Source organism: Pseudomonas sp. GW821-FHT03A09, from assembly GCF_059421065.1.
Window position 1 is genome coordinate 474648 of the sequence record NZ_JBWKUX010000002.1, and the last position, 26329, is coordinate 500976.

Sequence of the window (26329 nt, forward strand, 5' to 3'; positions counted from 1 at the left end):
AATGTGGGAGGGGGCAAGCCCCCTCCCACATTTGCCCTGCATTGAATTCAAGATCCACCACAGCGCTTCTTCTAATAAGCTAATTCGAAAATGTTATTTATTTTCGAATTCTTAGATCATTTAGTCTCCTCACACGCCGACCCTCGGCCGCCTGATTGAGGAGCTTCCCCTTGAAACTGTTAACCCCACTGCGCCTCCTGGCGGCGTTGTCCTTGGCCGGTGCGAGCCTGTTTGCCCAGGCGGCGGATGTGACGGTCGCTTACCAGACCACCGTAGACCCGGCCAAAGTCGCCCAGGCCGACGGCGCTTACGAAAAAGCCACCCATGCCAACATCAGCTGGCGCAAATTCGACAATGGTGCCGACATCATCGCTGCCATCGCGTCCGGCGATGTGCAGATCGGCTACCTCGGTTCCAGCCCACTGACCGCTGCGGTGACTCGCAAAGTACCGGTGGAGACTTTCCTCGTCGCCACCCAGATCGGCGGTGCCGAAGCCCTGATAGCGCGCAACGGTTCGGGGATCAGCAACCCACAGGATCTCGTCGGCAAAAAGATCGCCGTGCCGTTCGTGTCCACCGGGCATTACAGCCTGCTGGCCGCGCTGAAGCACTGGAATATCGACCCGTCGAAAGTAACCATCCTCAACCTCGCGCCACCGGCGATCATCGCCGCCTGGAAGCGCGGTGACATCGACGCCACTTACGTGTGGGACCCGGCCTTGGGCGTGGCCAAGGAAAACGGCAAGGTACTGATCACCTCCGGCGAACTGGCCAAGCTCGGTGCGCCGACCTTCGATGCCTGGATCGTGCGTAAGGATTTCGCCGAGAAGCACCCGGAAATCGTCACTGCTTTTGCCAAGGTGACATTGGATGCCTACGCCACCTACCGCAAAGACCCACAGGCCTGGCTAGCCGACAAAGGCAACGTCGACAAACTGGTGAAGCTCTCCGGCGCCAAGGCCAGTGATATCCCGCTGTTGCTGCAAGGCAATGTCTACCCGTTGGCAGCTGACCAAGTCAGTCTGCTGGGCGCACCAACCACCAAGGCCGTGACCGACACTGCGGCGTTCCTCAAGGAACAAGGCAAGGTTGACGCCGTGCTGCCGGATTACGCCCCTTACGTCAGCGCCAAATTCATTACCAACTGATCGGGAGTCCATCGCGATGGCCTTGCTACAACTGGAGCGCATCAGCGCACAGTACCCAGGCGCCACAGAACCGGTACTGGCTGACATTTCACTCGACCTGGGGCCCCAGCAACTGCTGGTGGCCCTCGGTCCGTCCGGCAGTGGCAAGACCTCGCTGTTGAACCTGATTGCCGGTTTCGTCGAACCCTCTGCCGGGCGTATCACCCTCGATGGCGTGCCAGTCAAAGGCCCCAGCGCCGAGCGCGGCGTGGTGTTCCAGGACGATGCCCTGCTGCCCTGGCAAGATGTATTGGCCAATGTCGGCTTTGGCCTGGAACTGGCCGGTGTGCCCAAGGCGCAGCGTGATGCACGCGCTCGGGAAATGCTCGCCTTGGTCGACCTGGCCGGTTTCGACAACCGTCGCATCTGGCAGCTCTCCGGTGGCCAGAAACAACGCGTCGGCCTTGCACGTGCGCTGGCAGCAGACCCACGTGTGCTGCTGATGGATGAGCCCTTCGGCGCCCTGGATGCCTTTACCCGCGAACAGATGCAGGAACTGTTGCTGCAAGTCTGGAAGCGCACGGCCAAGCCGGTGTTCCTGATTACCCACGACATCGAAGAGGCCGTGTTCCTCGCCACCGATTTGATCCTGCTGGCACCGAACCCAGGCCAGATCGTCGAGCGCCTGCACCTGGACTTCGGCCAGCGTTACGCCGCCGGTGAATCAGCACGGGCGATCAAGTCCGACCCGCGTTTTATCGAAACCCGTGAACACGTGCTGGGCAAAGTGTTCTCCCAACGGCAGGTGTCCGCATGAGCAGTTACGAACTTCCCGCCACCGCCGCCAAGCCAGTGGCACCTGCCGTTGTTCCGGTACGCCGTAGCCTGAGCACCCGTTGGATCAGCACGATGACCCTGGTCGCCTTGCTGGCGATCTGGTGGGGCGTGACGGCCAGCGGTTGGATCGAACCCCTGTTCCTGCCGCCGCCGTCCGCCGTGCTGCAAAAAGGCTGGCTGCTGGCGACCACGGGCTATATGGACTCCACCTTGTGGCAACACCTGGGCGCGAGCCTCAGCCGCATCGGCCTGGGCCTGGGTTTTGCCGTGCTGACCGCCGTGCCGGTAGGGATTGCCATCGGCGCCAACCGCATCGCGCGAGGCATTCTCGACCCGCTGATCGAGTTCTACCGGCCCATCCCGCCGTTGGCTTACCTGCCATTGATCGTGATCTGGTGCGGTATCGGCGAACTGTCCAAGGTGCTGCTGATTTACCTGGCGATCTTTGCCCCCATCGCCATCGCCACCGCGACTGGCGTGCGTACCGTCGACCCGGCAAAACTGCGGGCGGCGCAGTCGTTGGGGGCGACCCGTGCACAGTTGATCAGGCATGTGATCCTGCCGAGCGCCCTGCCCGACATCCTCACCGGCGTGCGCATTGGCCTGGGCGTGGGCTGGTCGACCCTGGTCGCCGCCGAGCTGATCGCCGCCACCAGCGGCCTGGGCTTCATGGTGCAGTCAGCCGCGCAATTCCTCGTCACCGACGTGGTGGTACTGGGGATTTTGGTGATCGCCCTGATCGCCTTCGCCATGGAAATGGGCCTGCGTGCCCTGCAGCGTAAATTAGTGCCTTGGCATGGCCAGGCACATTGAGTGAGAACCGCATGAGCAGCCTGACCGTTACGCCAATCAGCACCGCCCTGGGCGCCTTGATCAGTGGCGTCGATATCACCCAGCCGTTGAACGCCGAAGAACGTGACGCCATTGAACAGGCGCTGCTCACGCACTCGGTATTGTTCTTCCGTGACCAACTGATTAACCCGCAACAACAGGCGCGGTTTGCGGCGAATTTTGGCGACCTGCACATTCACCCGATCTACCCCAACGTGCCGGAACAGCCCGAAGTGCTGATTCTCGACACTGCCGTCACCGACGTGCGCGACAACGCCGTATGGCACACCGACGTGACGTTCCTGCCCACCCCGGCCCTCGGCGCGGTGCTCAGTGCCAAGCTGCTGCCTGCGTTTGGCGGCGATACGTTGTGGGCCAGTGGCATTGCGGCGTATGAGGCGCTGTCCGAGCCGTTGAAGCGTTTGCTCGACGGCCTCACCGCCACCCACGACTTCACCAAATCGTTCCCGCTGGAGCGCTTCGGCAACACCGCTGAAGACCTGGCGCGCTGGGAAGAAACCCGCAAGAAAAACCCGCCGCTGTCGCACCCAGTGGTGCGCACGCATCCGGTGAGCGGGCGCAAGTCGCTGTTTGTCAGTGATGGCTTCACCACCAAGATCAATGAACTGGAACCGGCGGAAAGCGAAGCGATTTTGAAGCTGCTGTTCGCCCACGCAACGCGGCCTGAGTTCACCATTCGCTGGCGCTGGCAGGAAAACGATGTGGCGTTCTGGGACAACCGCGTGACCCAGCATTACGCCGTGGATGACTACCGGCCGCAGCGGCGGGTGATGCATCGGGCGACGATCTTGGGTGACGTACCCTTCTAGAGTCGGGTGAAGATCAAATGTGGGAGCTGGCTTGCCTGCGATAGCGGTGTTCCAGTCAGCACCTTCATCAACTGACCTACCGCCATCGCGGGCAAGCCCGGCTCCCACAGTGACCGGGTCGTGCCGGGTTATTCAGCGGTGGATGGTTTTTCCCACAGGTTGATCCCGCCTTCCTGCGCAAACCGATCGATCTCCGCCAGTTCTTCCGCGCTGAAGCTCAAGTTCTTCAACGCGCCGACGTTCTCGATGATCTGCTCCGGGCGGCTCGCACCGATCAGCGCACTGGTCACCCGAGGATCACGCAAGGTCCACGCCAGGGCCAGTTGCGCCAGGCTTTGGCCACGACGCTTAGCGATTTCATTCAATGCCCGCACATGGGCAATGTTGGCTTCGGACAGGTGCTTGGCCTGCAACGAACCGCCCCCCGGACGATTCACCCGCGCGTCGGCCGGCACGCCATTGAGGTACTTGTCGGTCAGCAGCCCCTGGGCCAGCGGCGTGAACGCGATGACGCCGGCGCCGAGTTCGTCGGTGGTGTCCAACAGGTCCTTTTCCACCCAGCGGTTGAGCAGGTTGTACGCCGGTTGGTGAATCAGCAACGGTACTTTCCACTCTTTGAGCAGGGCCGCGATTTCGCGGGTTTTCACGCCGGAATAAGACGAGATGCCGATGTACAACGCCTTGCCTTGTTGCACGGCGGTGGCAAGGGCGCTGGCGGTTTCTTCCAGCGGAGTGTCGGCATCAAAACGGTGGGAATAGAAGATATCCACGTAGTCGACACCCAGGCGTTGCAGGCTCTGGTCCAGGCTCGCCAGGATATATTTGCGCGAACCGCCACCCTGGCCGTAAGGACCGGGCCACATATCCCAGCCAGCTTTGCTAGAGATGATCAGTTCGTCGCGGTAGTGCTTGAAGTCTTCGCGCAGCAAACGACCGAAATTGATCTCGGCGCTGCCGTAGGGTGGGCCATAGTTGTTGGCCAGATCGAAGTGGTTGATCCCCAGGTCGAACGCGGTGCGCAGCAGGGCGCGCTGGGTGTCGATCGGGGTGCTGTCGCCAAAGTTGTGCCACAGCCCCAGGGACAGGGCCGGCAGCACCAACCCACTGCGGCCTACGCGGCGGTACGGGATAGATTCATAGCGGTTTTCGGCAGCAATATAAGTCATCGAATCCTCTCTTGAACTTGGGACAAATAAGGCCCGGGAATAAGCCTATTCCCAGGCCTTTTAAGCAGCTGAATCGCTTAAGTCTGCCCTTCCGTTTTACAGCAATTTCCTACCAGAGTGGAACGACATAACTGACGTAGAAGCGGTTTTCATCTTGTACGGTGGCACCGCTAATGTCCGGGCTGGCGTGAGCATTTTTCCAGGTCACGCCCAGGCCTTTGAGGGTGCCGGTCGGTACTTGATAGGCCACGGCAATGTTGCGTTCCCACTCACTGGTGGTGCCTTGCGCGGTGCGGATGTCATCACCGTGTGCGTAGGCGGCAGAGAACGTCAGGCCGGTAAGGCCCAGCTTGCCGAAGTCGTACTTGTACTGCGCCAGCCAAGTGCGTTCACCCGCGTGCTGGAATTTGTTCAGCTGCATGTTGGTCAGCGCTGGGGTATCAGCGCCTGAACCAGGGCCCTGGCGTGCGTCACCGCTGTTGAGGCCGGAGTCGAGGTACGGGAAGTCGCTGTTGCCGCTGTTTTTCTGGATGCCCAGGCCAACGGTGTGGCCGTCCAGCGTGTAGCTCTCGAGCAGGCTGGCGGTGGTCTGGTTGATGCGGCCTTTGCCGGTGCCGTCACCGTAGAGGCCGGCACCGGCAAAGTCTTTGTCGCCATCGGCATTGGCGCCGACGCCCAGGCTACGGAAGACGCGCACATCTGTATCGATCGCACCGACCGACAACGCGTCATGACGCTTGGCGCCCAGGAAGAACTGCTGGTAGTAATCCTCAAGGTTGGAATACCACAGGCTGACAGTGGTGTTCTGTATGCCGGTGTAGTCCGCACCGCCGAACAGGAAGCGATCGCTCTCTTTGGTGCCGCCTGCGGTGATCATGCCCTGGTCACCGGTTTCGTTACGAATCTTGGTCTTGAAGATATCGCCGCCGGTGAAGGTGAAGTCGGTAAGGTCCTTGGACACCAGTTGCACACCGGTGTTGGTCTGCTGGTACAGGCGACCGTCGGTGTTGGCCAGCACCGGGTTGTTGCCAAAGAGCGTGCCGACGCGCAGTTCATCCTTGGCGAAACGCATCTTGAAGGTCGGGCTCAATACGCCGAATTGGTCGGCGGATTTGCCGTTATCCAATGGGAACATACTGCCGGGGTAACGGCCCTGGTGGTCCTTGTCGTTGAGGTCACCACCGGAATCCAGTTTCAAGCCGTAGAACGCTTGCAGATCCAGGCCAAAACCTACCGGGCCTTCGGTGTAGCCCGACTTGAAGTTGAACTCGAAGCCCTGCCCCCAATCACGCACGCTGTGAGCCTTGGCCGTGCTGTTCACCACATCACGCCCCTGCTGGTTGAGATAGCGGTTGAGCAGGGTCACATCGGCGTGGCTGTCATCAATAAAGTCGGCATGGGCGGACAGCATAAAGCTCGCCATGGCGGCACCCACCATAGGGCTTATCAACGTCTTCATTGTTACCGGTCTCCGTCACTGTTCTGAAATGAAAGCGTCAAACGCTTCACACAATTACGCAGTGGACAGATGACAGTTCGGAGTCAAAACGTGGCTTTGACGAATGAAATTAAATTTAAGAAAGCCCCGTAGAACGGGGCTTTGCGGGGTTTTTCTATGTTTTTAGTCTAACGCACCAAGTGCAGGAACTGCAGGTGGCGCTCGTACTGATCGAGGATGTCGTTGATGATCTGCTCCTTGGTGTAACCCACCAGGTCGTAGTCCTGGCTGCCCTCACTCAAGTGCACTTCCGCCCGGTAATAGCGACGGTTGTTGATCTCTTTCTTGCCCATGCCGCCCCGGGCAAACGACGGCGTGAAATAGCCGCGCATCTGCACTTGGTAGACAAACGGGCGCTCCTCGCCATGACCGATTTCCAGGCTGACGCTGTCATTGGCCGGGTCCGGCTGCGTGACCACATTCAAGCCTTTCTCGGCAAACACTGCCGTCACTTCTTCGATCGCCGGGCGCACCGTCGATTCAAGGAAGCGGTACACCTCATCGCGCGATGGGAAGTGCACGGCCTGGCTCAAGCGCTGACGCCAACCGCCACGGCCCTTGCGTGCAGCCGACACTGGAGCCAGCGAATGCAGCTGGGCGATCTGCTTCTGGGATTCGAGGTAGAAGGCTTTGTGCAGTCCCCACATCATCAGTAGCAGGATCAGCGAGAACGGCAACGAGGTCAGCACCACCGCTGATTTCAGCGAGTCGATACTGCCGGCAAACAACAAGGCACTGGTGACCAGCGCGGTCATCGCGCCCCAGAACACCCGCAGCCATTTCGGCCCGTCTTCATCGGCATTGCCACCTTTGGACGACAGTGTGGACAGCACCACGGTACCCGAGTCGGCGGAGGTCACGAAGAACACGAAGCTGATAAACACCGTGACCGCAATGACGGTTTTGCTCCACGGGTAGGTTTCCAGCAACAGGTAAAGGCTCATCGACGGATCATCGATGGCGGACTGACCGAGCGCCGCCATGCCATGGTTAAGCACTTGGTCGATGGCGCTGTTACCAAAGATCGACATCCACGCCAGGGTGAAGCCCAACGGGATCAGCAGCACGCCGAACACGAATTCACGGATGGTCCGGCCACGGGAAATCCGCGCGATGAACAGGCCCACGAACGGCGACCATGCGATCCACCAGGCCCAATAGAACACCGTCCAACCGCCCAGCCAGTCGCTGGGTTTGTCGTAGGCGTACACGTCGAAACTCTTGGTGGGCAAGGCGCCCAGATAGTCACCGAGGTTCTGGATCAGGGTGTTGAGCAAGTGCTGGGTAGGCCCGGCGAACAACACGAACAGCAGCAGCGCGCAGGCCAGCAGCATGTTGATGTCGGACATCACCCGTACACCTTTGTCGACACCTGCCACCGCGACGATGATCGCAGCGCCCATCATCAGGGTGATCAGGCCGACTTGAATCCATTGGGTATGAGCAATGCCGAACAGGTAGTCCAGCCCGGAGTTGAGGTGCAACACACCAAAGCCCATGTCGGCCCCCAGGCCGAACACCGTAGCGATGATGCCAAAACCATCCACCGCGTAGCCGATGGGGCCGTTGATACGTTTGCCGATCAGCGGGTACAGCGCCGAGCGCAGCGCCAGCGGCAGGTTATGCCGGTAGGCGAAATACGCCAGGGCCATGCCGACAAAAGCGAACACCCCCCAGCCGTGCAGGCCCCAGTGCAGAAACAGGATCTGCATGGCCTGACGCGCAGCATCGGCATTCATCGGTGCGCCTTGGGGCGGTTGCACCAGGTGTGTCAGCGGCTCGGAGACGCAGAAGAAAAACAGCGTGATGCTGATCCCGGCGGCGAACAGCATGCCGGCCCAGGACAGGTAGCTGAACTCGGGCTCGTCGTGGTCGGCACCGAGTTTTATCTTGCCGTAGCCCGATAGCGCGGTGACCACCACGAAGACCAGATACAGCGTCATCGCCAGCATGTAGTACCAGCCGACCGTGTTGGCCGCCCAGTTTTGCGCTGCCAGCAGCCAGGCACCGGCCTGTTGCGGGATAGCGATGACAGTGATGCCAAATAGCAGGATCGCAGTTGCGGCAAAGTAGAAGACGGGCGCATTCATGCGCACCAGGCCGCTGGATGGGGTGGACGATGCACTCATGAACGATGCACCCCGAGGGTATGGGATATGGCTGTAAATAACGGACTCAGCAAAGGTAAGCCTCCTGTTGTGAGCGGGCAGCGGACCACCGGATTTAACTTGAACGAGCATTCAAGTTAAACATGGATAGGCGGTCCGGGACTAATCGCAGGGCTGAGTGGTAGGTACTTCCTACACTAGCTCAAGGAAAAGTATGACGTGTGCGGATGGCAAAACGTTCAGCACAAAATTTGGGAAACCTCATACAAACCCAAGCAATATTTGGCGTCTGCGGGCGCACGGGACAAACACAATCGAATGATCCAGACACCGTCATTAGGTCATTCCACCATGCCGATACCGCTAACAAACCATTCACGTGCGATCACCAAACCAATCCCGACGCATTTGGACTTCATCAAGCAACAGCTACCGGGCTGGCTGCCGGACACGTCGCAACAACGCCTGGCGGAGTTGAAACAACCCCGACCAGATTTCGCCGAACTCCATCGCACCGCGCCCGCCCAAGCACATCGCCAGTCATTCAAGCAGGCCCTCGACAACCATTGGCTCAGCCAGAATGCCGTAGACAAACAGCTTGCGAAGTTGAGCGACATCAGAGCATTTGCCGAGCCCCTGTTGAAAAATGCGCTGCACGCTTACGGAAATATCGACGTATTGAACACTTCAATTCGCCTGTATGCGCCTGCCAAATTGCCTTGGTGGGCGATCAATGTACAGCCAGGCATCACCGCCCGAACCACCACCTTGCTGGAAGCCGCCCTGCACAACTTTTCAGCCTCGGAAGCCTTTGCCGATTATGCTTTTCTCTCACCAGAAGACGCTCAGGGTCAGCGAGAAATATTGAGGATCACCCACACTGTGAACGGCCAGGCATTGACAGCCGACCTCTTCAAGACCCTATGCCGAAACCTGGATATCGGCGCCCGCTATCAGCAACACATCAAAACGGAACTTGGATTCGATAATGCTTCGGTCGCCAATACCCTACGGCAGAAAGTCCTCAACCAACTGAGGGCTGGCTTGAACAACGCAGCTCATTTGGCGCTGGCCAGAAAAGACATCGCAGACGACAGCTTCACCCTTGTTCAGACGCTGTTGCAAAGAGATGGCCCTCTCCAATTGGGTGAGCAACCGGTAGACCTATACGCGTTGGACCTGCTTGATACACGCATGACAGGCATCCTGGTTATCGCCCCCACGTTGCAGGTCTCAAATACCAGCAGGATACTGGTCTACATCCCCGACGATCCCGCGCACCCTCTCAAGGATTACGTCTCGCCACAGGCATTCATCAAAGAGCTGACCAGCCAGCTACGTGACCGGGCTCCGGCATCTGATTCTTCCCGCCCCAGCTATCAGCAGTTCTTCAGCCAGTTCGTGGCCCATGAGCAACGCGGCCGTTTTTTCCACGAGCTCAACAATCTGCTCTCGACCGTACGCTGGCACCCCCGAGAGCGAGGTGACAGCCGACCGAACTGGCGCCCTGATCCAGTGGAGGTACCCAACCTGCGCTTTCACACCCTGGCCATGCGCGATGACACACAAAACCGTATCAGCGACCCACAGCAGAATAATCTTTGGCACTACCTCTACCGGGTCAAGCTGAACAAGATGGTCAACGATGCCCAGGAAATCGCTATCTCCACCGCCTACGCCGACCGCATGGCGCGCTGGGCGTGGTGGGACAACCTGGAAAAAATGCTTTCGGACATTCTCAATGCCGCGCTTCTGGTGATCACCCCATTCGTACCTTTTTTAGGCGAACTGATGCTGGCGTATACCGCCTACCAAATGCTCGATAACGTTTTCGAAGGCATCGTCGACTGGGCAGAGGGCTTGCAACGTGAGGGTTGGGAAAATCTCTTATCGGTCGCCGAAAATGCACTTCAACTCGCATTGTTCGCTGGCGGTGGAGCCATCACAGAAATTGCCAAGGTGAAACTGTCGCCATTCGTGGACAACCTTCACCAGGTGCAACTGCCTTCCAATGAGAAACGCTTATGGAACCCCGAACTTACACCCTACCAGCATAGGAACCTGCGCCTGCCGAGCGGGCATGAACCTGCCGAAAATGGCCTTTACCACCATCAAGGCAAGCAGATTGCCCATATAGAAAACAGTCGTTACGAGATCAAGCAGGATCCCACTACCCAGACGTTCCACATCGCCCATCCCAAACGCGCCGACGCCTACCGACCAACCGTGAAGCTTAACGGCAGTGGCGCTTGTGTGATCCACGGGGAGCAGCCGCGTAAATGGGGCAATGCCCGTCTGCTACGCAGGCTTGGCCCGCAAACACAAGGATTGAGTACTGGCGAATTAGAGCAGGTTCGGCTCATCAGCGGCGTTGAGTTCGGTGCATTGCGCCGGATGTATGTCAACAATGAGCAAACTCCTCCCCTACTTGCTGACACGCTCAAACGCTTCAACAGCGAAAAACAGATTAGGGTCACCGTTGAAAGCATTCGCACAGAACGGCCGCTTGATCCCTCGTCCGATTGGTTCGAACAAATGGTCACCGAGCTTGAAGGCTGGCCCCAGGACAAAGCTTTGCTGGTGTATCAGCGATCCGACTTGTCAGGTGTTCCTCGTCGTTATGGCAGCACGACGGCGCAAGGCAAGGATGCCCTGTCCCTGAGCACCGCCGAGGTGCTCTCAGGCCAACTGCCGGAAAAAGTCGTTGCGTTCCTTGATGAACAGCAACTTTCTCATTTGCTTGGCAAGGAGGTGCCTGAGGAGGAGCGAGCACAAACACTGCGTGAGCAACTGGCCGCTTATGTCGAGGAGCAGAGTGAAACGCTGGCCGAAAACCTCTACGCCCGACAGGAAACCAGCGACGAGCCCCATATCCAATTGCTTCGCAAGCAATACCCCGATCTACCCCTGAGCATCGCTCAGCGCTTGGTCAGCCATACCCGTCGCCGCCACCTGCGCATAATGGAGGAAGAAAAACGCCTGCCTCTGTACGTGAAAAACCAAGCACGGGAGCTGAATTTCGAGGTCACCAGCGCTCGCATGTTCGAACAAATCCTTCAAGGCAAAGCGCCGTCGCTTCAAACTGAAAAATTGGCACTCAATACACTGAACCGCCACGCCGAAGGGCTGGCGAACCTGCGCATTCAAGTGCGGGAAAGAACCCCATCGGGCGACTTGCGAAACCAGGTCGGTGCAGAAGACGCCGAAAATGTTCGGATTCTGGTGCGCAACCGTAAAAAGCAATACCGGGTTTTCGATGATCAAGGCAACCTGAAGCACGGCCCAACCGACTTTTATAACTCGATCTTCCAAGCCCTACCCGTCGACAAATCCTTCACCGACGGCGATCAACTGCGCTCATGGCTGATCGAAAAAAACACGTCTCGGGCCGAGCGACGCCTGACCCTGTCTGATCCGCCAATCGGTGTCCAGGCAGAATACGTAGTACTCATGATGCTCGGTGATGGGGGCAGTACCAGCACCCTGCTGGGAGCAGAAGCTCTACAGGGGCGCATAAAACGTTGGCTCCCGGAAATGTCCGAACAAGGGGTGAAGCACTTTGCTGAACTCGCTGAAAGTGCAGAGGGACTCAGTCAGTTGGTGCAGGTGGAAACCGAAGGACAAGCCCTTGAAACGGCGATGGAAGCTTATATCAACCGCCCTACCAAGGGGGCATCAGGCAGTCGCCTGAGCGCCGTCACTAGAAAATTCAGAACCGACTTTGCAGAGTCACTGAAAAAAGCCTGGCAGGAGGGCTACACACAGCTGCATGACAAATACGCCCAAAAGAATAGATTGATCACACTGGACCTGGATGAAACGCTCTGGCCGGATGATTTGCCAACGCTGCCCATCAATTTCGAGCTGGTCACACGCCTTATGATGAGCGACTGTGAATTTGCCATGAAGCATGCCGATTTTCTGCAGCACTTTCCCAATCTGCGAGTGCTGGTTTTATCAGATAACAACCTGGAAAAACTGCCCACGGCCATTGCGCAGATGCGTTCACTCACCGCACTTGATCTAAGCAATAACCAGATTGCCTTGGACAGCGATGCCGTCGCACATCTGCGTAATCTGCGGTCTCTACAAGGAATATACCTGTCAAACAACCCGCTGGGCCAGGTGCCGGACATCAGCGTGATGTCTGACCTGCTGGACCTTGATTTGTCCCGTACCGGGATTAGCGAATGGCCGACAGGCTTGTTTGCGCAGGATCGAGACGCGACGTTTAACCTGCTGCTTCGAGGCAACCCTATTACCAGCATTCCGGATGTCGCCACGGGTAGCGACGAGTCTTTTATCCTCGCGACGACTCAGCTGGACTACTCAACCTTGAGCGCTGAATCCAAATTGCTGATGGAAGAACATAAACGCTCTGTCGGGTTTGACCCTCATCGCACCTACCCCCCTCAGGGAAACTCCGACTTCTGGATTGACGAGTTGGACGACGAAAACCGAGAGAAGTACGACGAAATATGGGACGACCTGGAGGACGAACACGGCTCGCAGGGCTTTTTCGAAGTCATCAAAAAGTTGGAACCACCGGAGTTTTTCGAAGACCCGGAGGATGAACTGCGCTACGCACAGAACACCCCCATTTTGACTTCCCAGGTGCGGTACATGTTGTCGAGCATGCATGAGGACCAAGCGCTGCGTGACACACTGTTTCGCATGTCCACTTTTCCAGGACTGTGCCCTGATGCGGGTAGTCAGATTTTCACCGAGATGGGGATCAAGGTGGCCGCCCGTGGCGCTGAGCGTTACAGCAAAACGCCCGCCGAACGGGAAGGCGAGCTGGTGGTACTGGCCAGGGGCGCCGCAAGGCTCAAACTGTTGAACGACGTTATCCGCTCGGACATTGCCGACCGTATCAAACCCGTCAATCAAGGCGGGCAAGGTCTGCGGTTTAACAGCCAGATGGTCGACGGCCAACCCGGCACGGTTGATGAAGTGGGCGTTTACCTGGCCTACCAGACGAGCTTGTCTCGCAGGCTCAAGCTACCCTGGATCAGCGACAATATGGTGTATCGCGACACAGCCAACGTGCCTGAAGAAAGTATCACCAATGCGCTCACGGCCGTACAGACACTGAGTGAAGGCGACGGGTTAGTGGACCAGATGCTGAAAGAGCCCTACTGGGAAAACCTTCTCAAGGATCGCTACCCGCAAGACTACGCGACCAATGAAGAAAGCACCGGGCAACAGTTGATACTCTTCGACGACTTGGACAGCGAGCAAAAAGCGTTTGCCCAAGCCCAGGATCTGAGCGACGACCAAAAAGCACAAAAGCGCCAGGCACTGAACAAAATAGTCGAAGAGTTGCAGATAGAGGACCGGGTCATCCCCGACCAGGTCATGTCCGAAGCGCTTTACAGCCAGGTCTACAACGACCTGGCAGAGCGCCGCAAGGAATGGCTGCGCGAGCAGACCCGCCTGTCACTGGGTCGGCTCGACGACTGACTCAAAACACTTACTTCTGCGTACCGTCATCATGCTGCAAATTCGCCTGGGTGATGTTCGCCCCTGCCGGCACACTGCGCGTCAGCCACACATTGCCGCCAATGGTCGAGCCCTGGCCGATGGTGATGCGCCCCAGGATCGTCGCCCCGGCATAGATCACCACATCGTCCTCGACAATCGGATGGCGCGGGTGGCCTTTCTGCAACTGCCCATCCTCGTCCGCCGGGAAGCGCTTGGCGCCCAGTGTCACGGCTTGGTAGATACGCACACGCTCGCCGATGATCGCCGTTTCTCCAATCACCACACCGGTGCCGTGGTCGATAAAGAAACTCGGGCCGATCTGCGCGCCCGGGTGGATGTCGATGCCGGTGGCCGAGTGGGCAATCTCGGCGCTGATCCGCGCCAACAGCGGCAAACCGGCGCGGTACAGGTGGTGCGCTAGGCGGTGGTGAATCACCGCCAGGATGCCTGGATAGCACAGCAGCACTTCGTCCACGCTGCGGGCAGCCGGGTCGCCGTGGTAAGCCGCCAGCACATCGGTGTCCAACAGGCTACGCAGGGAGGGCAAGGCCAGGGCGAAATCCTGGATCAGCCGGATGGCCTGGGCGTCGACTTCGCTGTCATCCTGGCCGCCTTGGCGCGCGGCGTAGCGCAACTCCAGGCGGGCCTGGGCGAGCAGTGCGTTCAGCGCAACGTCCAACGTGTGGCCGACGTAAAAATCTTCACTTTCTTCACGCAGATCCACCGGTCCCAGGCGCATGGGGAACAGCGCACCGCACAGCGCTTCGAGGATCTGCGCCACGGCTTCGCGGGAAGGCAACTCACGGCCGCCATGCTCGCCGCTCAGCCGCCCATTGCGCGTGCGCCACTGGTCCCGGGCGCTGCGCAGTTGGCTGACGATGGTTTGCAATTGCCAATGGCTGGAACGCTCACTCACGGTATTCACTCCTGACGTAATGGCGCCCACTTTACGGTATGCACCCTGGCCACCCTTAAGAACCAATGGTGTGATGCTAAGAACCATCCGGTATAAGTGATTGGCGGTTGCCCGATGAAAAGTGCCTGCCTATAGTCCCCCCATCACTTAGCCACTGTACGTCGCCATGATCAAACAACAGCTCGACCGTTTTAACCGTCTGGAACTGCTGGGCGGAGCCACTGCCCTGGAAAAACTCGAGCGGCTGTCGGCCTGGCTGGGCAGGGACATCTACGTCAAACGCGACGACACCACACCACTGGCCATGGGCGGCAACAAGCTGCGCAAGCTTGAATATCTGGCGGCCGATGCCATTGCCCAAGGCGCCGATACCTTGGTGACCGCCGGAGCCATCCAGTCCAACCACGTCCGCCAGACCGCTGCCCTGGCCGCCAAGCTGGGCCTGGGTTGCGTGGCCTTGCTGGAAAACCCCACCGGCACCGAAGACCCCAATTACCTGGGCAACGGCAACCGCCTGTTGCTGGACCTGTTCGACGCCAAGGTCGAGTTGGTCGAGAACCTCGACAATGCCGACGAGCAGCTCAACGCCCTCGCCGACCGCCTGCGCAGCAACGGCAAAAAACCGTACCTGGTGCCCATCGGCGGTTCCAATGCCCTCGGCGCATTGGGTTACGTGCGCGCCGGGCTGGAACTGGCGGCGCAGATTAAAGACAGTGGTCTCAAGTTCGCCGCCGTTGTCCTCGCATCCGGCAGTGCGGGGACCCACAGCGGCTTGGCGCTGGCCTTGAGTGAAGTGCTGCCGGATCTGCCGGTGGTGGGTGTCACGGTTTCACGTACCGATGAGGCCCAGCGTCCCAAGGTGCAAGGCCTGGCCGAACGCACCGCGCAATTGTTGAGTGTCGATATCCCCAAAGCCTTCAACGTAATTTTATGGGACGAATACTTCGGCCCGCGCTACGGCGAACCGAATGCCGGCACCCTGGCGGCGGTCAAGCTGCTGGCCAGTCAGGAAGGGCTGCTGCTAGACCCGGTCTACACTGGCAAGGCCATGGCCGGCTTGCTGGATGGCATCGGGCGTCAACGGTTCGAGGACGGGCCAATCATTTTCCTGCATACCGGTGGGGCACCGGCACTGTTCGCCTACAACGCCGTATTCAACTGAATAAACGCGGGCCGAATGTGGGAGGGGGCTTGCCCCCGATAGTGGTGTATCAGCAACAGATGTACTGACTGACACTCTGCCATCGGGGGCAAGCCCCCTCCCACATAAGAGCCCTTGCATATTCCATAACTGAATATAAAATTATATTTATATTATTTTCAAGTCTTAAAAACAGACTTTATAGTCGCGCCGTAGGCGAAGACGCGCAGTGCGCTTTAAGGCAGGATACGACTACCGCGTCACCTGCTTCGCTCAACATAAAAACACAGGGGCTCTTATGACTATTTCCGTATTCCGTCGTACGTTGTTGGTTGGCACTTTGGGGCTGGCACTGGGCGCAGGCTGGATGGGCCAGGCGATTGCCGGCGAGCAGTTGGATACCATCAAGAAAGCCGGCGAGATCAAGATCGGTCTCGAAGGCACCTACCCACCGTTCAGCTTCGTTGATGAAGGCGGCAAGCTGAGCGGCTTCGAAGTCGAGCTGTCCGAAGCCCTGGCCAAGGAGCTGGGCGTCAAGGTCAAGCTGCAAGCCACCCCATGGGACGGCATTCTTGCGGCCCTGGAATCCAAGCGCCTGGACGCTGTGGTCAACCAAGTGACCATCTCTGAAGAGCGCAAGAAGAAGTATGACTTCTCCAAGCCCTACACCGTTTCCGGTATCCAGGCACTGGTCCTGAAAAAGAACGTCGACAGCATCAAGACCGCCAACGACCTGGCCGGCAAGAAAGTCGGCGTGGGCCTGGGCACCAACTACGAACAATGGCTCAAAGACAACCAGCCTAAAGCCATCATCAAGACCTACAACGATGACCCGACCAAGTTCCAGGACCTGCGCATCGGCCGTATCGACGCCATCCTGATCGACCGCCTGGCGGCTCTGGAATACGCCAAGAAAGCCCCGGACACCGCCGCTGCCGGCGACGCCTTCTCCCGCCAGGAAGCCGGTATTGCCCTGCGCAAAGGCGAGCCTGAACTGCTCGACGCGGTGAACAAGGCCCTCGACAAGCTGCGCGCCGATGGCACGTTGAAGAAGCTGTCAGAGAAATACTTCAACGCTGACGTCACTGAATAATGGAAGCAGGTTTCCAACTCGCACTAGACTCCGCGCCCTTTCTGCTCAAGGGCGCGTACTACACGGTGATTCTCAGCCTCGGCGGAATGTTTTTCGGCTTGCTGCTGGGCTTCGGCCTGGCCTTGATGCGCCTGTCGCGCTTCAAGTTGCTGAGCTGGACCGCCCGGGTCTATGTGTCGTTCTTTCGTGGCACACCATTGCTGGTGCAGCTGTTTTTGATCTACTACGGCCTGCCGCAAGTGGGCATCGAGCTGGACCCGATCCCAGCGGCGCTGATCGGCTTTTCGCTGAACATGGCCGCGTATGCCTGTGAAATCCTGCGGGCCGCCATCGCCTCCATCGAACGCGGCCAATGGGAAGCTGCCGCCAGCATCGGCATGACCCGTGCGCAAACCCTGCGCCGGGCCATCCTGCCGCAGGCCATGCGCACGGCGTTGCCGCCGTTGGGCAACAGCTTTATTTCGCTGGTCAAGGACACGGCACTGGCCGCCACTATCCAGGTGCCCGAACTGTTTCGCCAGGCCCAACTGGTGTCGGCGCGCACCTTCGAAATTTTCACCATGTACCTGTCCGCAGCCCTGATCTACTGGATCCTGGCAAGCATCCTGGCGCATTTTCAGAACCGCCTGGAAGACCGGGTCAACCGGCACGACCTGGAGTCTTGAAGCATGATCGTGGTTGAAAAACTGACCAAACAATTCAAGGGCCAAGTGGTGCTCAACGGCATCGACCTTGAGGTCAAGGAAGGCGAAGTCGTCGCCATCATCGGTCCCAGCGGCTCTGGCAAGACCACCTTCCTGCGCTGCCTGAATTTCCTCGAAGAACCCACCAGCGGTCGTATCAAGGTGGGTGATATCGAGATCGACAGCAGCAAGCCGCTCAATCAGCAACAGGGCTTGGTGCGGCGCTTACGCCAGCACGTGGGTTTTGTGTTCCAGAACTTCAACCTGTTCCCTCACCGTACCGCACTGGAAAACGTCATCGAAGGGCCGATCGTGGTCAAGAAGATGCCACGGGACGCCGCCATCGAACTGGGTCGCAAGCTGTTGGCCAGGGTCGGCCTGGCGGGCAAGGAAGCGTCGTACCCCCGGCGTTTGTCCGGTGGCCAGCAACAGCGCGTGGCGATTGCCCGTGCGCTGGCCATGGAACCCGAGGTGATCCTGTTCGATGAGCCCACCTCGGCCCTCGACCCGGAACTGGTGGGCGAAGTCCTGGCGACCATCCGCAGCCTCGCTGAAGAAAATCGCACCATGGTGATCGTCACCCACGAAATGAGTTTTGCCCGTGACGTGGCCAACCGGGTGATCTTCTTCGACAAGGGTGTGATCGTCGAACAGGGCGAAGCCAAGGCACTGTTTGCCAACCCCAAGGAAGAACGCACCAAGCAGTTCCTGAGCAAGTTCCTCGCCCACTGAGTTCCATGGGTTTGTGGGAACTGCCTTGTGTGGGAGCTGGCTTGCCTGCGATAGCATCACCACGGTGTGACTGATATACCGGAGTGTTCGCATCGCAGGCAAGCCAGCTCCCACAGGGTTCCGTGCCTACAGCACATCTGCATCCCAACCGGTAAAACACCCCTCCACGCCTCTCCAGAAATCCCCCTCCTCGTCAGACCCTTCTGAATCTGCTCCAACCCGCCGTTTAGCCCTGTGCCGCCATTGACGCTCCTTGGCCAACCCTCTTATCTAGCGTCCAGAGGATTGGATCCTATCCCGGCTACTTACTGAATCGTTCCTTCCGAACCTCCTACGAGGCCGGAACGATCGCTGCTGGCTGCATCAAGGAGATGACTTATGACGCGCCCCCTGCTCACCGCCCCGACATTGCCCCAGGCCATTCGAAACGGCATCAACGCCCTGGCCGCTGCACACCTGCAGGTCGACATTGCACCCTACCCGGGCATGGATGAAGGTGACCTGATCGAACTGTTCTGGAACGACTGCTTTACCGCGTCACGGCGGGTGACTGCGTGCAAGATCGGTACCCCGACCCGCCTTCGGGTGCCGGAAAGCTTTGTGCTGGACGGCCCTGCACGGGTGCACTACCAAGTCCTGCAGATCGGCCATGGCCCTGCGCGTTCGGCAGTGACCACGGTACGGGTCAAGACCAACTGCCCGGGCGGTCAGCATTCAGCCTTGTTCGGCGATGAAAACCAGAACCTCGCCCCTGTCCACCTGCCTGAAACCATCCGTCGTTACGGCGTCAACTGCCGCCAGGTGCGGCGCGGTATTCCGCTATGCATTGATCCCTACCTGAACATGGCAACCGGAGACGCCATCACGTTGCGTTGGGGAGATGTACGCCTGGACTTGCCGAAGATCCAAGCCAAGGACGTCGGGTCAACGGTACGGATATGGGTGCCCTCGACGGTGATTGTCGAAGCAGGCGACGACTGCCGCGTGGACGTGACCTACTGCATTCTCGATCGTGTCGGCAATAATTCACGCTGGGCACCACCTCGCACCTTGAGCATCGCCGCCTCTGCGCCACAGACACCGGCCCGCCCGGCCAGGGCCGCATCGATCTACCAACCACGCCACCCCGGCTCACCTTGTGAACCTGGGTGATTACCCTTCTATGCATATTCCTAGAAGTTAGTTTATTTAAAAATTTAACGCGCTTAGGGTATATGCACCGGACCACCGGACATCTCTGATTTTTCTGTTTTTATTTCATTGAATGCGAGGTCGGTATGGTCAGAATTACCCCGGTGCATAACGCCAGGGCATTACGTGCAGCCAAGGAGCGGCGCTGATGTCTAATTTGGCTGTGACACCCCCCCAGAGTGATCTGGACGTAGCCCCCCTGTTACTACCAGCCACCGTGCTGCATAACGACGCCCAGGCGCTGGACGCGGCTCACGAGTTGGCCCAGGCCGCGCGCCTGCAAGCGGCCAAACGCGATCGGCAGCGCCAGTTGCCGTGGGCGCAGATCGAACAGTTCACGCGCAGTGGGCTGGGCAGTATTTCCATTCCCCGCGAATACGGCGGCCCGCAAGTGTCATTCGTGACCCTGGCCGAAGTGTTCGCGATCATCAGCGCGGCAGACCCGGCCCTGGGGCAGATCCCGCAGAACCACTTCGGCATCCTGTATCTGTTGCAGGGCACCGCCACCGAGCGCCAGAAAAAGCAGTTGTTCCAAAGCGTGCTCGACGGTTGGCGCATCGGCAATGGCGGCCCGGAGCGCGGCACCAAGAACACCCTGGAGCTCAAGGCACGCCTCACTGCCGAGGGCGATGGTTACGTCATCAGCGGCCAGAAGTTCTACTCCACCGGCGCGTTGTTCGCTCACTGGGTAGCGATCAAGGCGTTGAACGACGACGGCAAGCAAGTCATGGCGTTCGTGCGCCGTGGCACCGAAGGGCTACGCATCGTTGACGACTGGTCAGGCTTCGGCCAACGCACCACCGCCAGCGGAACCGTGCTGCTGGACCGCGTGTCGGTGGACGCGGAGCTGGTGGTGGACAACTGGCGCATCGGTGAAAGCCCGAACATCCAGGGCGCCGTCTCGCAATTGATCCAGGCCGCCATCGACGCCGGCATTGCCCGTGGTGCGCTGGATGACACCATCGCTTTCGTGCGTGAACGCTCGCGCCCGTGGATCGACGCCAAGGTCGAACGGGCCAGCGACGACCTGTACGTGATCGCCGACATCGGCAAGCTGAAAATCGAACTGCACGCCGCCGAAGCGCTGCTGCGCAAGGCTGGCAAGGTGCTGGACGAAGTCAGCGCGGCGCCGATCACCGCGCAATCCGCCGCCCGGGCGTCGATTGCCGTGGCCGAGGCGAAAGTGCTGACCACCGAAGTGTCGCTGCTGGTCAGCGAGAAGCTCTTCGAACTGGCCGGCAGTCGCGCCACTCTCGCCGAATTCAACCTTGATCGTCATTGGCGCAACGCCCGGGTGCACACCCTGCACGACCCGGTGCGCTGGAAATATCACGCCGTCGGCGCCTACCGCTTGAACGGCACTTTGCCTGCTCGTCATTCCTGGATTTAACCGACCAGAACACTTTTTCCACGAGCTTCTGGAGAACACACATGACTTTCTCTGCAAACGTCGCGGTTATCACCAGCGACGAACAAGCCCTTATTGTCGCCAGCGACCTGGCCGAAGACTTCCGTCGCGACAGCGCCCAGCGCGACCGCGAGCGCCGCCTGCCCCTGCCTGAGCTGGATGTATTCTCGCGTTCCGGTTTGTGGGGCATCAGCGTCCCCAAGGAATACGGCGGCGCGGGCGTATCCAACGTCACGCTGGCCAAGGTCATCGCGCTGATTGCCCAAGCGGACGCCTCCCTGGGCCAGATCCCGCAGAACCATTTCTATGCACTTGAAGTGCTACGCGTGAACGGCAGCCCGGCGCAGCAAAAACGCCTGTACGCCGAGGTGCTGGCCGGCCAGCGCTTTGGCAACGCCCTGGCGGAACTGGGCACCAAGACCGCCCATGACCGCGTCACCGCCCTCACCCGCGACGGCGACGGTTTTCGCATCAGCGGCCGCAAGTTCTATTCAACCGGTGCGATCTACGCCCAACGCATCCCCACGTCGGTGGTCGATGAGCATGGCGTGCAGCAGCTCGCCTTTGTCCCTCGCGACAGCGAAGGTCTGAGCGTGATCGACGACTGGAGTGGCTTCGGCCAACGCACTACCGGCAGCGGTTCGGTGGTGTTCGATAACGTGTGGGTCGCGGCGCAGGACGTGATCCCGTTCCAGAGCTCCTTCGAACGCCCGACCACCGTCGGCCCACTGGCGCAGATCCTTCACGCGGCCATCGACACCGGCATTGCCCGTGCGGCCTTTGAAGACGCGTTGCACTTCGTGCGCACCAAGACCCGCCCGTGGATCGATTCCGGCAACGACAAGGCCACCGAAGACCCGCTGACCCTGAAAAGTTTCGGCCACCTGAGCGTCCGCCTGCACGCCACTGAAGCGCTGCTGGAGCGCTCCGGCGAGTTCCTCGACCGCGCCCAGGCCCAGACCAATGCCGAGACGGTGGCGGCAGCGTCAATCGCCGTCGCCGAGGTCCGCGCCCTGAGCACCGAGATTTCCCTCGCCGCCGGCAGCACCCTGTTCGAACTGGCCGGCAGCCAGGCCACACTGGCCGAGCATGGCCTCGACCGCCACTGGCGCAACGCCCGCGTGCACACCCTGCACGACCCCGTGCGCTGGAAGTACCACGCAGTGGGCAATTACTACCTCAACGATGAAAACCCGCCACTGCGGGGGACCATCTGAATGGCCAAGAAAAAAATCCTGCTCAATGCCTTCAACATGAACTGCATCGGGCATATCAACCACGGCCTGTGGACCCATCCACGGGACACTTCGACCCAGTACAAAACCATCGAGTATTGGACCGAACTGGCCAAGACACTGGAACGCGGCCTGTTCGACGGCTTGTTCATTGCCGATATCGTCGGTGTGTATGACGTCTATCAAAACTCCATAGACGTGCCGCTCAAGGAGTCGATCCAGCTGCCGGTCAACGACCCATTGCTGCTGGTGTCAGCGATGGCGGCAGTGACTGAAAACCTCGGTTTCGGTCTGACCGCCAACCTCACCTACGAGCCGCCGTATCTGTTCGCCCGACGCATGTCCACCCTCGACCACCTGAGCCGTGGCCGGGTCGGTTGGAACATCGTCACCGGCTACCTCGACAGCGCCGCCAAGGCCATGGGCCTTACCGAGCAGGTCGAGCATGACCGCCGCTACGACCAGGCCGATGAGTACCTGGAGGTGCTCTACAAACTCTGGGAAGGCAGTTGGGAAGACGATGCCGTGCTCAACGATCCCCATGCGCGGGTCTATGCGCAGCCGGGCAAAGTGCACAAGGTCGAGCACCACGGCGAGTTCTATCAGGTAGAGGGTTATCACTTGTGCGAACCCTCGCCGCAGCGCACGCCGGTGCTGTTCCAGGCCGGCAGTTCCGACCGTGGCTTGCTGTTCGCCGGACGGCATGCCGAGTGCGTATTCATCAGCGGGCAGAACAAGGCGTCGACCAAGGTACAGGTGGATAAGGTACGCGCCAGCGCAGTCGAGGCCGGGCGCAACCCGGATGACATCAAGGTGTTCATGGGCCTCAACGTGATCGTCGGCGCCACGGAGGAGCTGGCCTGGAAAAAGCACGCCGAATACCTGAGCTACGCCAGCGCGGAAGCCGGCGTGGCGCATTTCTCGGCCTCCACGGCGATTGATTTTGCCCAATATGAACTGGACGAACCGATCCAGTACGTGAAAAGCAACGCGATCCAGTCGGCGACCAAGAACCTGCAGAACAACGACTGGACCCGCCGCAAATTGCTCGAACAGCACGCCCTGGGCGGTCGCTACATCACCTTGGTCGGCTCACCTGAACACGTGGCCGATGAGCTGGAGTCCTGGATCGGCGAAACCGGGCTGGATGGCTTCAACCTGACGCGAATTGTCACGCCGGAAAGCTACGTGGACTTTATCGATTTGGTGGTGCCGGAGTTGCAGAAGCGCGGGTCGTACAAGACCGCCTACGAGACCGGGACGCTAAGGGAAAAAGTCTTCCACGGTACCGCTCGCTTACCCGAACAACACACCGGATCTACCTACCGCCACTGAACTAAAAATGTGAACCAAAAAGTGTGAGAGGGGGCTTGCCCCCGATAGCGGTGTGTCAGTCACCAGATTTACCTACTGAACCACTGCAATCGGGGGCAAGCCCCCTCCCACACTGGATCTTCATGGCTCCCAACATGACTGGATAAACACTATGAAAAAGACACGACTCTCCCACCCAGTCAAAGCACTGGCCTTAGCCTTCAGCTTGTTCAGCGCTACGGTATTCGCCGCCGACGCACCGCTGAAAATCGGCACCACCGCCGCCTTCGCGATTCCCTTGGAAGCCGCCGTGACTGAAGCAGGCAAGCAAGGCCTGAAAGTCGAGCTGGTGGAGTTCACCGACTGGATCGCGCCCAACGTCAGCCTGGCTGCCGGTGATATCGATGTGAACTACTTCCAGCACATTCCGTTCCTGGAAAACGCCAAGGCCGCCGCTGGCTTTGACCTGGTGCCGTACGCGCCGGGCATCATCAACAACGTCGGCCTCTACTCGAAGAAGTACAAAAGCATCAATGACCTGCCCCAGGGTGCCAGCGTGGCCATCGCCAACGACCCGATCAACAGCGGGCGCGGCCTGCAACTGCTGGCCAAAGCGGGCTTGATCACCCTCAAGCCAGGCGTGGGTTACAAGGCCACCGAAGAAGACATCGTTGCCAACCCGAAAAAGATCAAGATCCTGCAAGTGGAAGCGGTGCAACTGGTACGCGCTTATGACGATGCCGACCTGGTGCAGGGCTACCCGGCGTATATCCGCCTGTCCAAGACCTTCGATGCCGAATCGGCGCTGCTGTTCGACGGCCTCGACCACCCGGAATACGTGATCCAGTTCGTGATCCAGCCGAAAAGCAAAACCGATCCACGGGTGATCAAGTTCGTCGATATCTACCAGCACTCGCCAGTGGTGCGCGCAGCCCTGGATAAGTCCCTGGGTAAGCTCTACCAAGTGGGCTGGGAAGATAAAAAATGACCGCCGCCAATACCCAACTGCGCGACCTGGGCTTGCCGCCCAGGGACGCCGAGCAGACAGAACTGCACCCAGACCTGAACCGTGCTCATGTGCGCTTTATCAACCTGGGCAAAACCTACGACGGTACGGTGCATGCCCTGCAAGGCATTGACCTGGCGATCCAGCGCGGCGAAGTGTTTGGCATCATCGGCCGCAGCGGCGCCGGCAAGTCGTCGCTGATCCGCACCATCAACCGCCTGGAGCAACCCAGCAGCGGGCGGGTATTGATCGATCAGGTCGACATTGGCGACTTCGATGAAGACCACTTGGTGGCGCTACGTCGGCGCATCGGCATGATCTTCCAGCACTTCAACCTGATGTCGGCCAAGACCGTGTGGCAGAACGTCGAGTTGCCACTCAGAGTCGCCGGCGTACCCAAACCGCAGCGTGAGCAAAAGGTCCGCGAACTGCTGGAACTAGTGGGCCTCAAGGACAAGCACAACGCTTACCCGGCGCAACTGTCTGGTGGGCAAAAGCAGCGCGTGGGCATCGCCCGTTCGCTGGTGCACGACCCCGAGATTCTGCTGTGCGACGAAGCCACCTCGGCCCTCGACCCGGAAACCACCCAGTCGATCCTCGGCCTGCTGCGCGAGATCAACCAACGCCTGGGGCTGACCATTGTGTTGATCACCCATGAGATGGCGGTGATTCGCGATATCTGTGACCGCGTAGTGGTTCTGGAACACGGACGTATCGTCGAGCAAGGCCCCGTGTGGCAAGTGTTCGGCAACCCGCAGCATGAGGTCAGCAAGACCCTGTTGGCGCCCTTGCAACACGGGCTGCCGGAAGAACTGCAAAGCCGCCTGCAACCCACTCAGGCCTCGAGCGACGCCGCGCTGGTGTTGCGCTTGCAGTTCACCGGCAGCACTCACGATGAACCCGACCTGGCCGCCCTGTTCGGCGCCCTGGGCGGACGTGTGCGCTTGCTGCAAGGCGGTGTGGAGCGGATTCAGGGGCACGCCCTGGGGCAATTGCTGTTGGCGGTGAATGGTTCGCCCCACAGCGCCGTCGAGCTGCGCAAGCGCGCAGGGAATTGGGCGCAACAGGTGGAGGTGCTGGGTTATGTGGTTTGATCGTTTGTTGCAGGGCGCCATCGACACCTTGCTGATGGTCGGCGTGTCGTCGCTGATCGCCTTGCTGGTAGGGATTCCGCTGGCGGTGTTCCTGGTCACCAGCGACAAGGGCGGGATCTATCAGGCACCGGCGTTGAACCGTGTCCTGGGCGCGTTCGTCAATCTGTTCCGCTCCATCCCCTTTTTGATTCTGATGGTGGCGCTGATCCCGTTCACCCGCTTGATCGTCGGCACCACCTACGGTGTCTGGGCAGCCGTCGTACCACTGACCATCGCCGCCACGCCGTTTTTCGCGCGGATTGCCGAAGTGAGCCTGCGGGAAGTCGACCATGGGCTGATCGAAGCCGCACAGGCCATGGGTTGCCGTCGCTGGCACATCATCTGGAATGTGCTGTTGCCGGAAGCGCTGCCGGGGATTGTCGGCGGGTTCACCATTACGTTGGTGACGATGATCAACTCATCGGCCATGGCCGGGGCGATTGGCGCAGGCGGCCTGGGCGATATTGCCTACCGCTACGGCTACCAGCGCTTTGATACGCAGATCATGCTGACGGTGATCGTGTTGCTGGTGGTGCTGGTGGCCGTGATTCAGTTGGGCGGCGATCGCCTGGCGCGGGTGCTGAACAAGCGCTGAG

General features: G+C 59.6%; 20 protein-coding genes. 16 read left to right on the forward strand and 4 right to left on the reverse strand.

The features are described from left to right. Positions 1 to 170 precede the first annotated feature (170 nt). Genes tauA through tauD form a run of 4 tightly spaced genes read left to right on the forward strand, consistent with a single transcriptional unit; the run spans position 171 to position 3625 of the window. Positions 171 to 1148 carry a taurine ABC transporter substrate-binding protein gene (tauA, locus tag AC07V4_RS04890; RefSeq protein WP_492637684.1) on the forward strand — a complete coding sequence of 326 codons (978 nt, stop codon included), beginning with the start codon at positions 171 to 173 and terminating at the stop codon, positions 1146 to 1148. 16 nt (positions 1149 to 1164) lie between these two features. Further along, a complete protein-coding gene (gene tauB / locus AC07V4_RS04895; RefSeq protein WP_492637685.1) occupies positions 1165 to 1944 on the forward strand; it encodes a taurine ABC transporter ATP-binding subunit in 780 nt (259 codons plus the stop codon). Continuing rightward, positions 1941 to 2777 carry a taurine ABC transporter permease TauC gene (gene tauC / locus AC07V4_RS04900; RefSeq protein WP_492637686.1) on the forward strand — a complete coding sequence of 279 codons (837 nt, stop codon included), beginning with the start codon at positions 1941 to 1943 and terminating at the stop codon, positions 2775 to 2777. Before tauB ends, tauC begins: the two co-directional genes overlap by 4 nt. An 11-nt stretch (positions 2778 to 2788) precedes the next feature. Then, positions 2789 to 3625 (forward strand): taurine dioxygenase, encoded by an 837-nt coding sequence (gene tauD, locus AC07V4_RS04905; RefSeq protein WP_492637687.1) that lies wholly within the window; start codon positions 2789 to 2791, stop codon positions 3623 to 3625. Positions 3626 to 3753: 128 nt separating this feature from the next. Here the strand turns inward: tauD and mgrA are convergent, their stop codons facing one another. The 3 genes from mgrA to betT form a co-directional block, all read right to left on the reverse strand. Then, entirely contained in the window at positions 3754 to 4791 is a 1038-nt protein-coding gene (mgrA, locus tag AC07V4_RS04910) for an L-glyceraldehyde 3-phosphate reductase (protein WP_431750999.1), read from the reverse strand. A gap of 109 nt (positions 4792 to 4900) precedes the next feature. Continuing rightward, positions 4901 to 6229 (reverse strand): OprD family outer membrane porin, encoded by a 1329-nt coding sequence (locus tag AC07V4_RS04915; RefSeq protein ID WP_492637774.1) that lies wholly within the window; start codon positions 6227 to 6229, stop codon positions 4901 to 4903. Between the two features lie 188 nt (positions 6230 to 6417). Then, complete coding sequence (gene betT, locus AC07V4_RS04920; protein ID WP_492637775.1) at positions 6418 to 8379, reverse strand: choline transporter BetT; 1962 nt, start codon at positions 8377 to 8379, stop codon at positions 6418 to 6420. 336 nt (positions 8380 to 8715) lie between these two features. Between betT and AC07V4_RS04925 the strand changes: the two genes are divergently transcribed. Beyond that, entirely contained in the window at positions 8716 to 13860 is a 5145-nt protein-coding gene (locus tag AC07V4_RS04925) for an NEL-type E3 ubiquitin ligase domain-containing protein (RefSeq protein ID WP_492637688.1), read from the forward strand. A gap of 10 nt (positions 13861 to 13870) precedes the next feature. Here the strand turns inward: AC07V4_RS04925 and epsC are convergent, their stop codons facing one another. Continuing rightward, positions 13871 to 14797: a serine O-acetyltransferase EpsC gene (epsC, locus tag AC07V4_RS04930; RefSeq protein ID WP_492637689.1), complete on the reverse strand. Its 927-nt coding sequence runs from the start codon at positions 14795 to 14797 to the stop codon at positions 13871 to 13873. Positions 14798 to 14963: 166 nt separating this feature from the next. On the opposite strand from epsC, the gene AC07V4_RS04935 reads away from it, so the two are divergent. The 11 genes from AC07V4_RS04935 to AC07V4_RS04985 all read left to right on the forward strand — a co-directional run bounded on the left by AC07V4_RS04935 (position 14964) and on the right by AC07V4_RS04985 (position 26328). Beyond that, positions 14964 to 15959 carry a D-cysteine desulfhydrase gene (locus AC07V4_RS04935; RefSeq protein ID WP_492637690.1) on the forward strand — a complete coding sequence of 332 codons (996 nt, stop codon included), beginning with the start codon at positions 14964 to 14966 and terminating at the stop codon, positions 15957 to 15959. 277 nt (positions 15960 to 16236) lie between these two features. After that, entirely contained in the window at positions 16237 to 17031 is a 795-nt protein-coding gene (gene tcyJ / locus AC07V4_RS04940; protein WP_492637691.1) for a cystine ABC transporter substrate-binding protein, read from the forward strand. Then, positions 17031 to 17696: a cystine ABC transporter permease gene (gene tcyL, locus AC07V4_RS04945; RefSeq protein WP_060754680.1), complete on the forward strand. Its 666-nt coding sequence runs from the start codon at positions 17031 to 17033 to the stop codon at positions 17694 to 17696. The genes tcyJ and tcyL overlap by 1 nt, the downstream gene beginning before the upstream one ends. A 3-nt stretch (positions 17697 to 17699) precedes the next feature. Beyond that, on the forward strand, positions 17700 to 18446 hold the full coding sequence (tcyN, locus tag AC07V4_RS04950) for an L-cystine ABC transporter ATP-binding protein TcyN (protein ID WP_492637692.1): 747 nt from the start codon (positions 17700 to 17702) through the stop codon (positions 18444 to 18446). Between the two features lie 378 nt (positions 18447 to 18824). After that, positions 18825 to 19598 (forward strand): hypothetical protein, encoded by a 774-nt coding sequence (locus AC07V4_RS04955; protein ID WP_492637693.1) that lies wholly within the window; start codon positions 18825 to 18827, stop codon positions 19596 to 19598. A 187-nt stretch (positions 19599 to 19785) separates the two neighbouring features. Further along, complete coding sequence (locus tag AC07V4_RS04960) at positions 19786 to 21027, forward strand: SfnB family sulfur acquisition oxidoreductase (RefSeq protein ID WP_492637694.1); 1242 nt, start codon at positions 19786 to 19788, stop codon at positions 21025 to 21027. Between the two features lie 41 nt (positions 21028 to 21068). Continuing rightward, positions 21069 to 22262 carry an SfnB family sulfur acquisition oxidoreductase gene (locus AC07V4_RS04965; RefSeq protein ID WP_492637695.1) on the forward strand — a complete coding sequence of 398 codons (1194 nt, stop codon included), beginning with the start codon at positions 21069 to 21071 and terminating at the stop codon, positions 22260 to 22262. Next, entirely contained in the window at positions 22263 to 23615 is a 1353-nt protein-coding gene (locus AC07V4_RS04970) for an LLM class flavin-dependent oxidoreductase (RefSeq protein WP_492637696.1), read from the forward strand. It abuts the gene before it with no gap. 151 nt (positions 23616 to 23766) lie between these two features. Continuing rightward, entirely contained in the window at positions 23767 to 24582 is an 816-nt protein-coding gene (locus AC07V4_RS04975; protein WP_492637697.1) for a MetQ/NlpA family ABC transporter substrate-binding protein, read from the forward strand. Continuing rightward, a complete protein-coding gene (locus AC07V4_RS04980) occupies positions 24579 to 25694 on the forward strand; it encodes a methionine ABC transporter ATP-binding protein (protein ID WP_492637698.1) in 1116 nt (371 codons plus the stop codon). The genes AC07V4_RS04975 and AC07V4_RS04980 overlap by 4 nt, the downstream gene beginning before the upstream one ends. After that, positions 25684 to 26328 (forward strand): methionine ABC transporter permease, encoded by a 645-nt coding sequence (locus AC07V4_RS04985; protein ID WP_492637699.1) that lies wholly within the window; start codon positions 25684 to 25686, stop codon positions 26326 to 26328. Before AC07V4_RS04980 ends, AC07V4_RS04985 begins: the two co-directional genes overlap by 11 nt. Position 26329 lies beyond the last annotated feature (1 nt).

Excerpts from the sequence above, each read along its gene's own strand:
- tauB (WP_492637685.1), top strand. The coding sequence starts at position 1,165 with ATGGCCTTGCTACAACTGGAGCGCATCAGCGCACAGTACCCAGGCGCC.
- tauC (WP_492637686.1), top strand. The coding sequence starts at position 1,941 with ATGAGCAGTTACGAACTTCCCGCCACCGCCGCCAAGCCAGTGGCACCT.
- tauD (WP_492637687.1), top strand. The coding sequence starts at position 2,789 with ATGAGCAGCCTGACCGTTACGCCAATCAGCACCGCCCTGGGCGCCTTG.
- mgrA (WP_431750999.1), bottom strand. The coding sequence starts at position 4,791 with ATGACTTATATTGCTGCCGAAAACCGCTATGAATCTATCCCGTACCGC.
- AC07V4_RS04915 (WP_492637774.1), bottom strand. The coding sequence starts at position 6,229 with ATGGTGGGTGCCGCCATGGCGAGCTTTATGCTGTCCGCCCATGCCGAC.
- betT (WP_492637775.1), bottom strand. The coding sequence starts at position 8,379 with ATGAATGCGCCCGTCTTCTACTTTGCCGCAACTGCGATCCTGCTATTT.
- AC07V4_RS04925 (WP_492637688.1), top strand. The coding sequence starts at position 8,716 with ATGATCCAGACACCGTCATTAGGTCATTCCACCATGCCGATACCGCTA.
- AC07V4_RS04935 (WP_492637690.1), top strand. The coding sequence starts at position 14,964 with ATGATCAAACAACAGCTCGACCGTTTTAACCGTCTGGAACTGCTGGGC.
- tcyJ (WP_492637691.1), top strand. The coding sequence starts at position 16,237 with ATGACTATTTCCGTATTCCGTCGTACGTTGTTGGTTGGCACTTTGGGG.
- tcyL (WP_060754680.1), top strand. The coding sequence starts at position 17,031 with ATGGAAGCAGGTTTCCAACTCGCACTAGACTCCGCGCCCTTTCTGCTC.
- tcyN (WP_492637692.1), top strand. The coding sequence starts at position 17,700 with ATGATCGTGGTTGAAAAACTGACCAAACAATTCAAGGGCCAAGTGGTG.
- AC07V4_RS04955 (WP_492637693.1), top strand. The coding sequence starts at position 18,825 with ATGACGCGCCCCCTGCTCACCGCCCCGACATTGCCCCAGGCCATTCGA.
- AC07V4_RS04960 (WP_492637694.1), top strand. The coding sequence starts at position 19,786 with ATGTCTAATTTGGCTGTGACACCCCCCCAGAGTGATCTGGACGTAGCC.
- AC07V4_RS04965 (WP_492637695.1), top strand. The coding sequence starts at position 21,069 with ATGACTTTCTCTGCAAACGTCGCGGTTATCACCAGCGACGAACAAGCC.
- AC07V4_RS04970 (WP_492637696.1), top strand. The coding sequence starts at position 22,263 with ATGGCCAAGAAAAAAATCCTGCTCAATGCCTTCAACATGAACTGCATC.
- AC07V4_RS04975 (WP_492637697.1), top strand. The coding sequence starts at position 23,767 with ATGAAAAAGACACGACTCTCCCACCCAGTCAAAGCACTGGCCTTAGCC.
- AC07V4_RS04980 (WP_492637698.1), top strand. The coding sequence starts at position 24,579 with ATGACCGCCGCCAATACCCAACTGCGCGACCTGGGCTTGCCGCCCAGG.
- AC07V4_RS04985 (WP_492637699.1), top strand. The coding sequence starts at position 25,684 with ATGTGGTTTGATCGTTTGTTGCAGGGCGCCATCGACACCTTGCTGATG.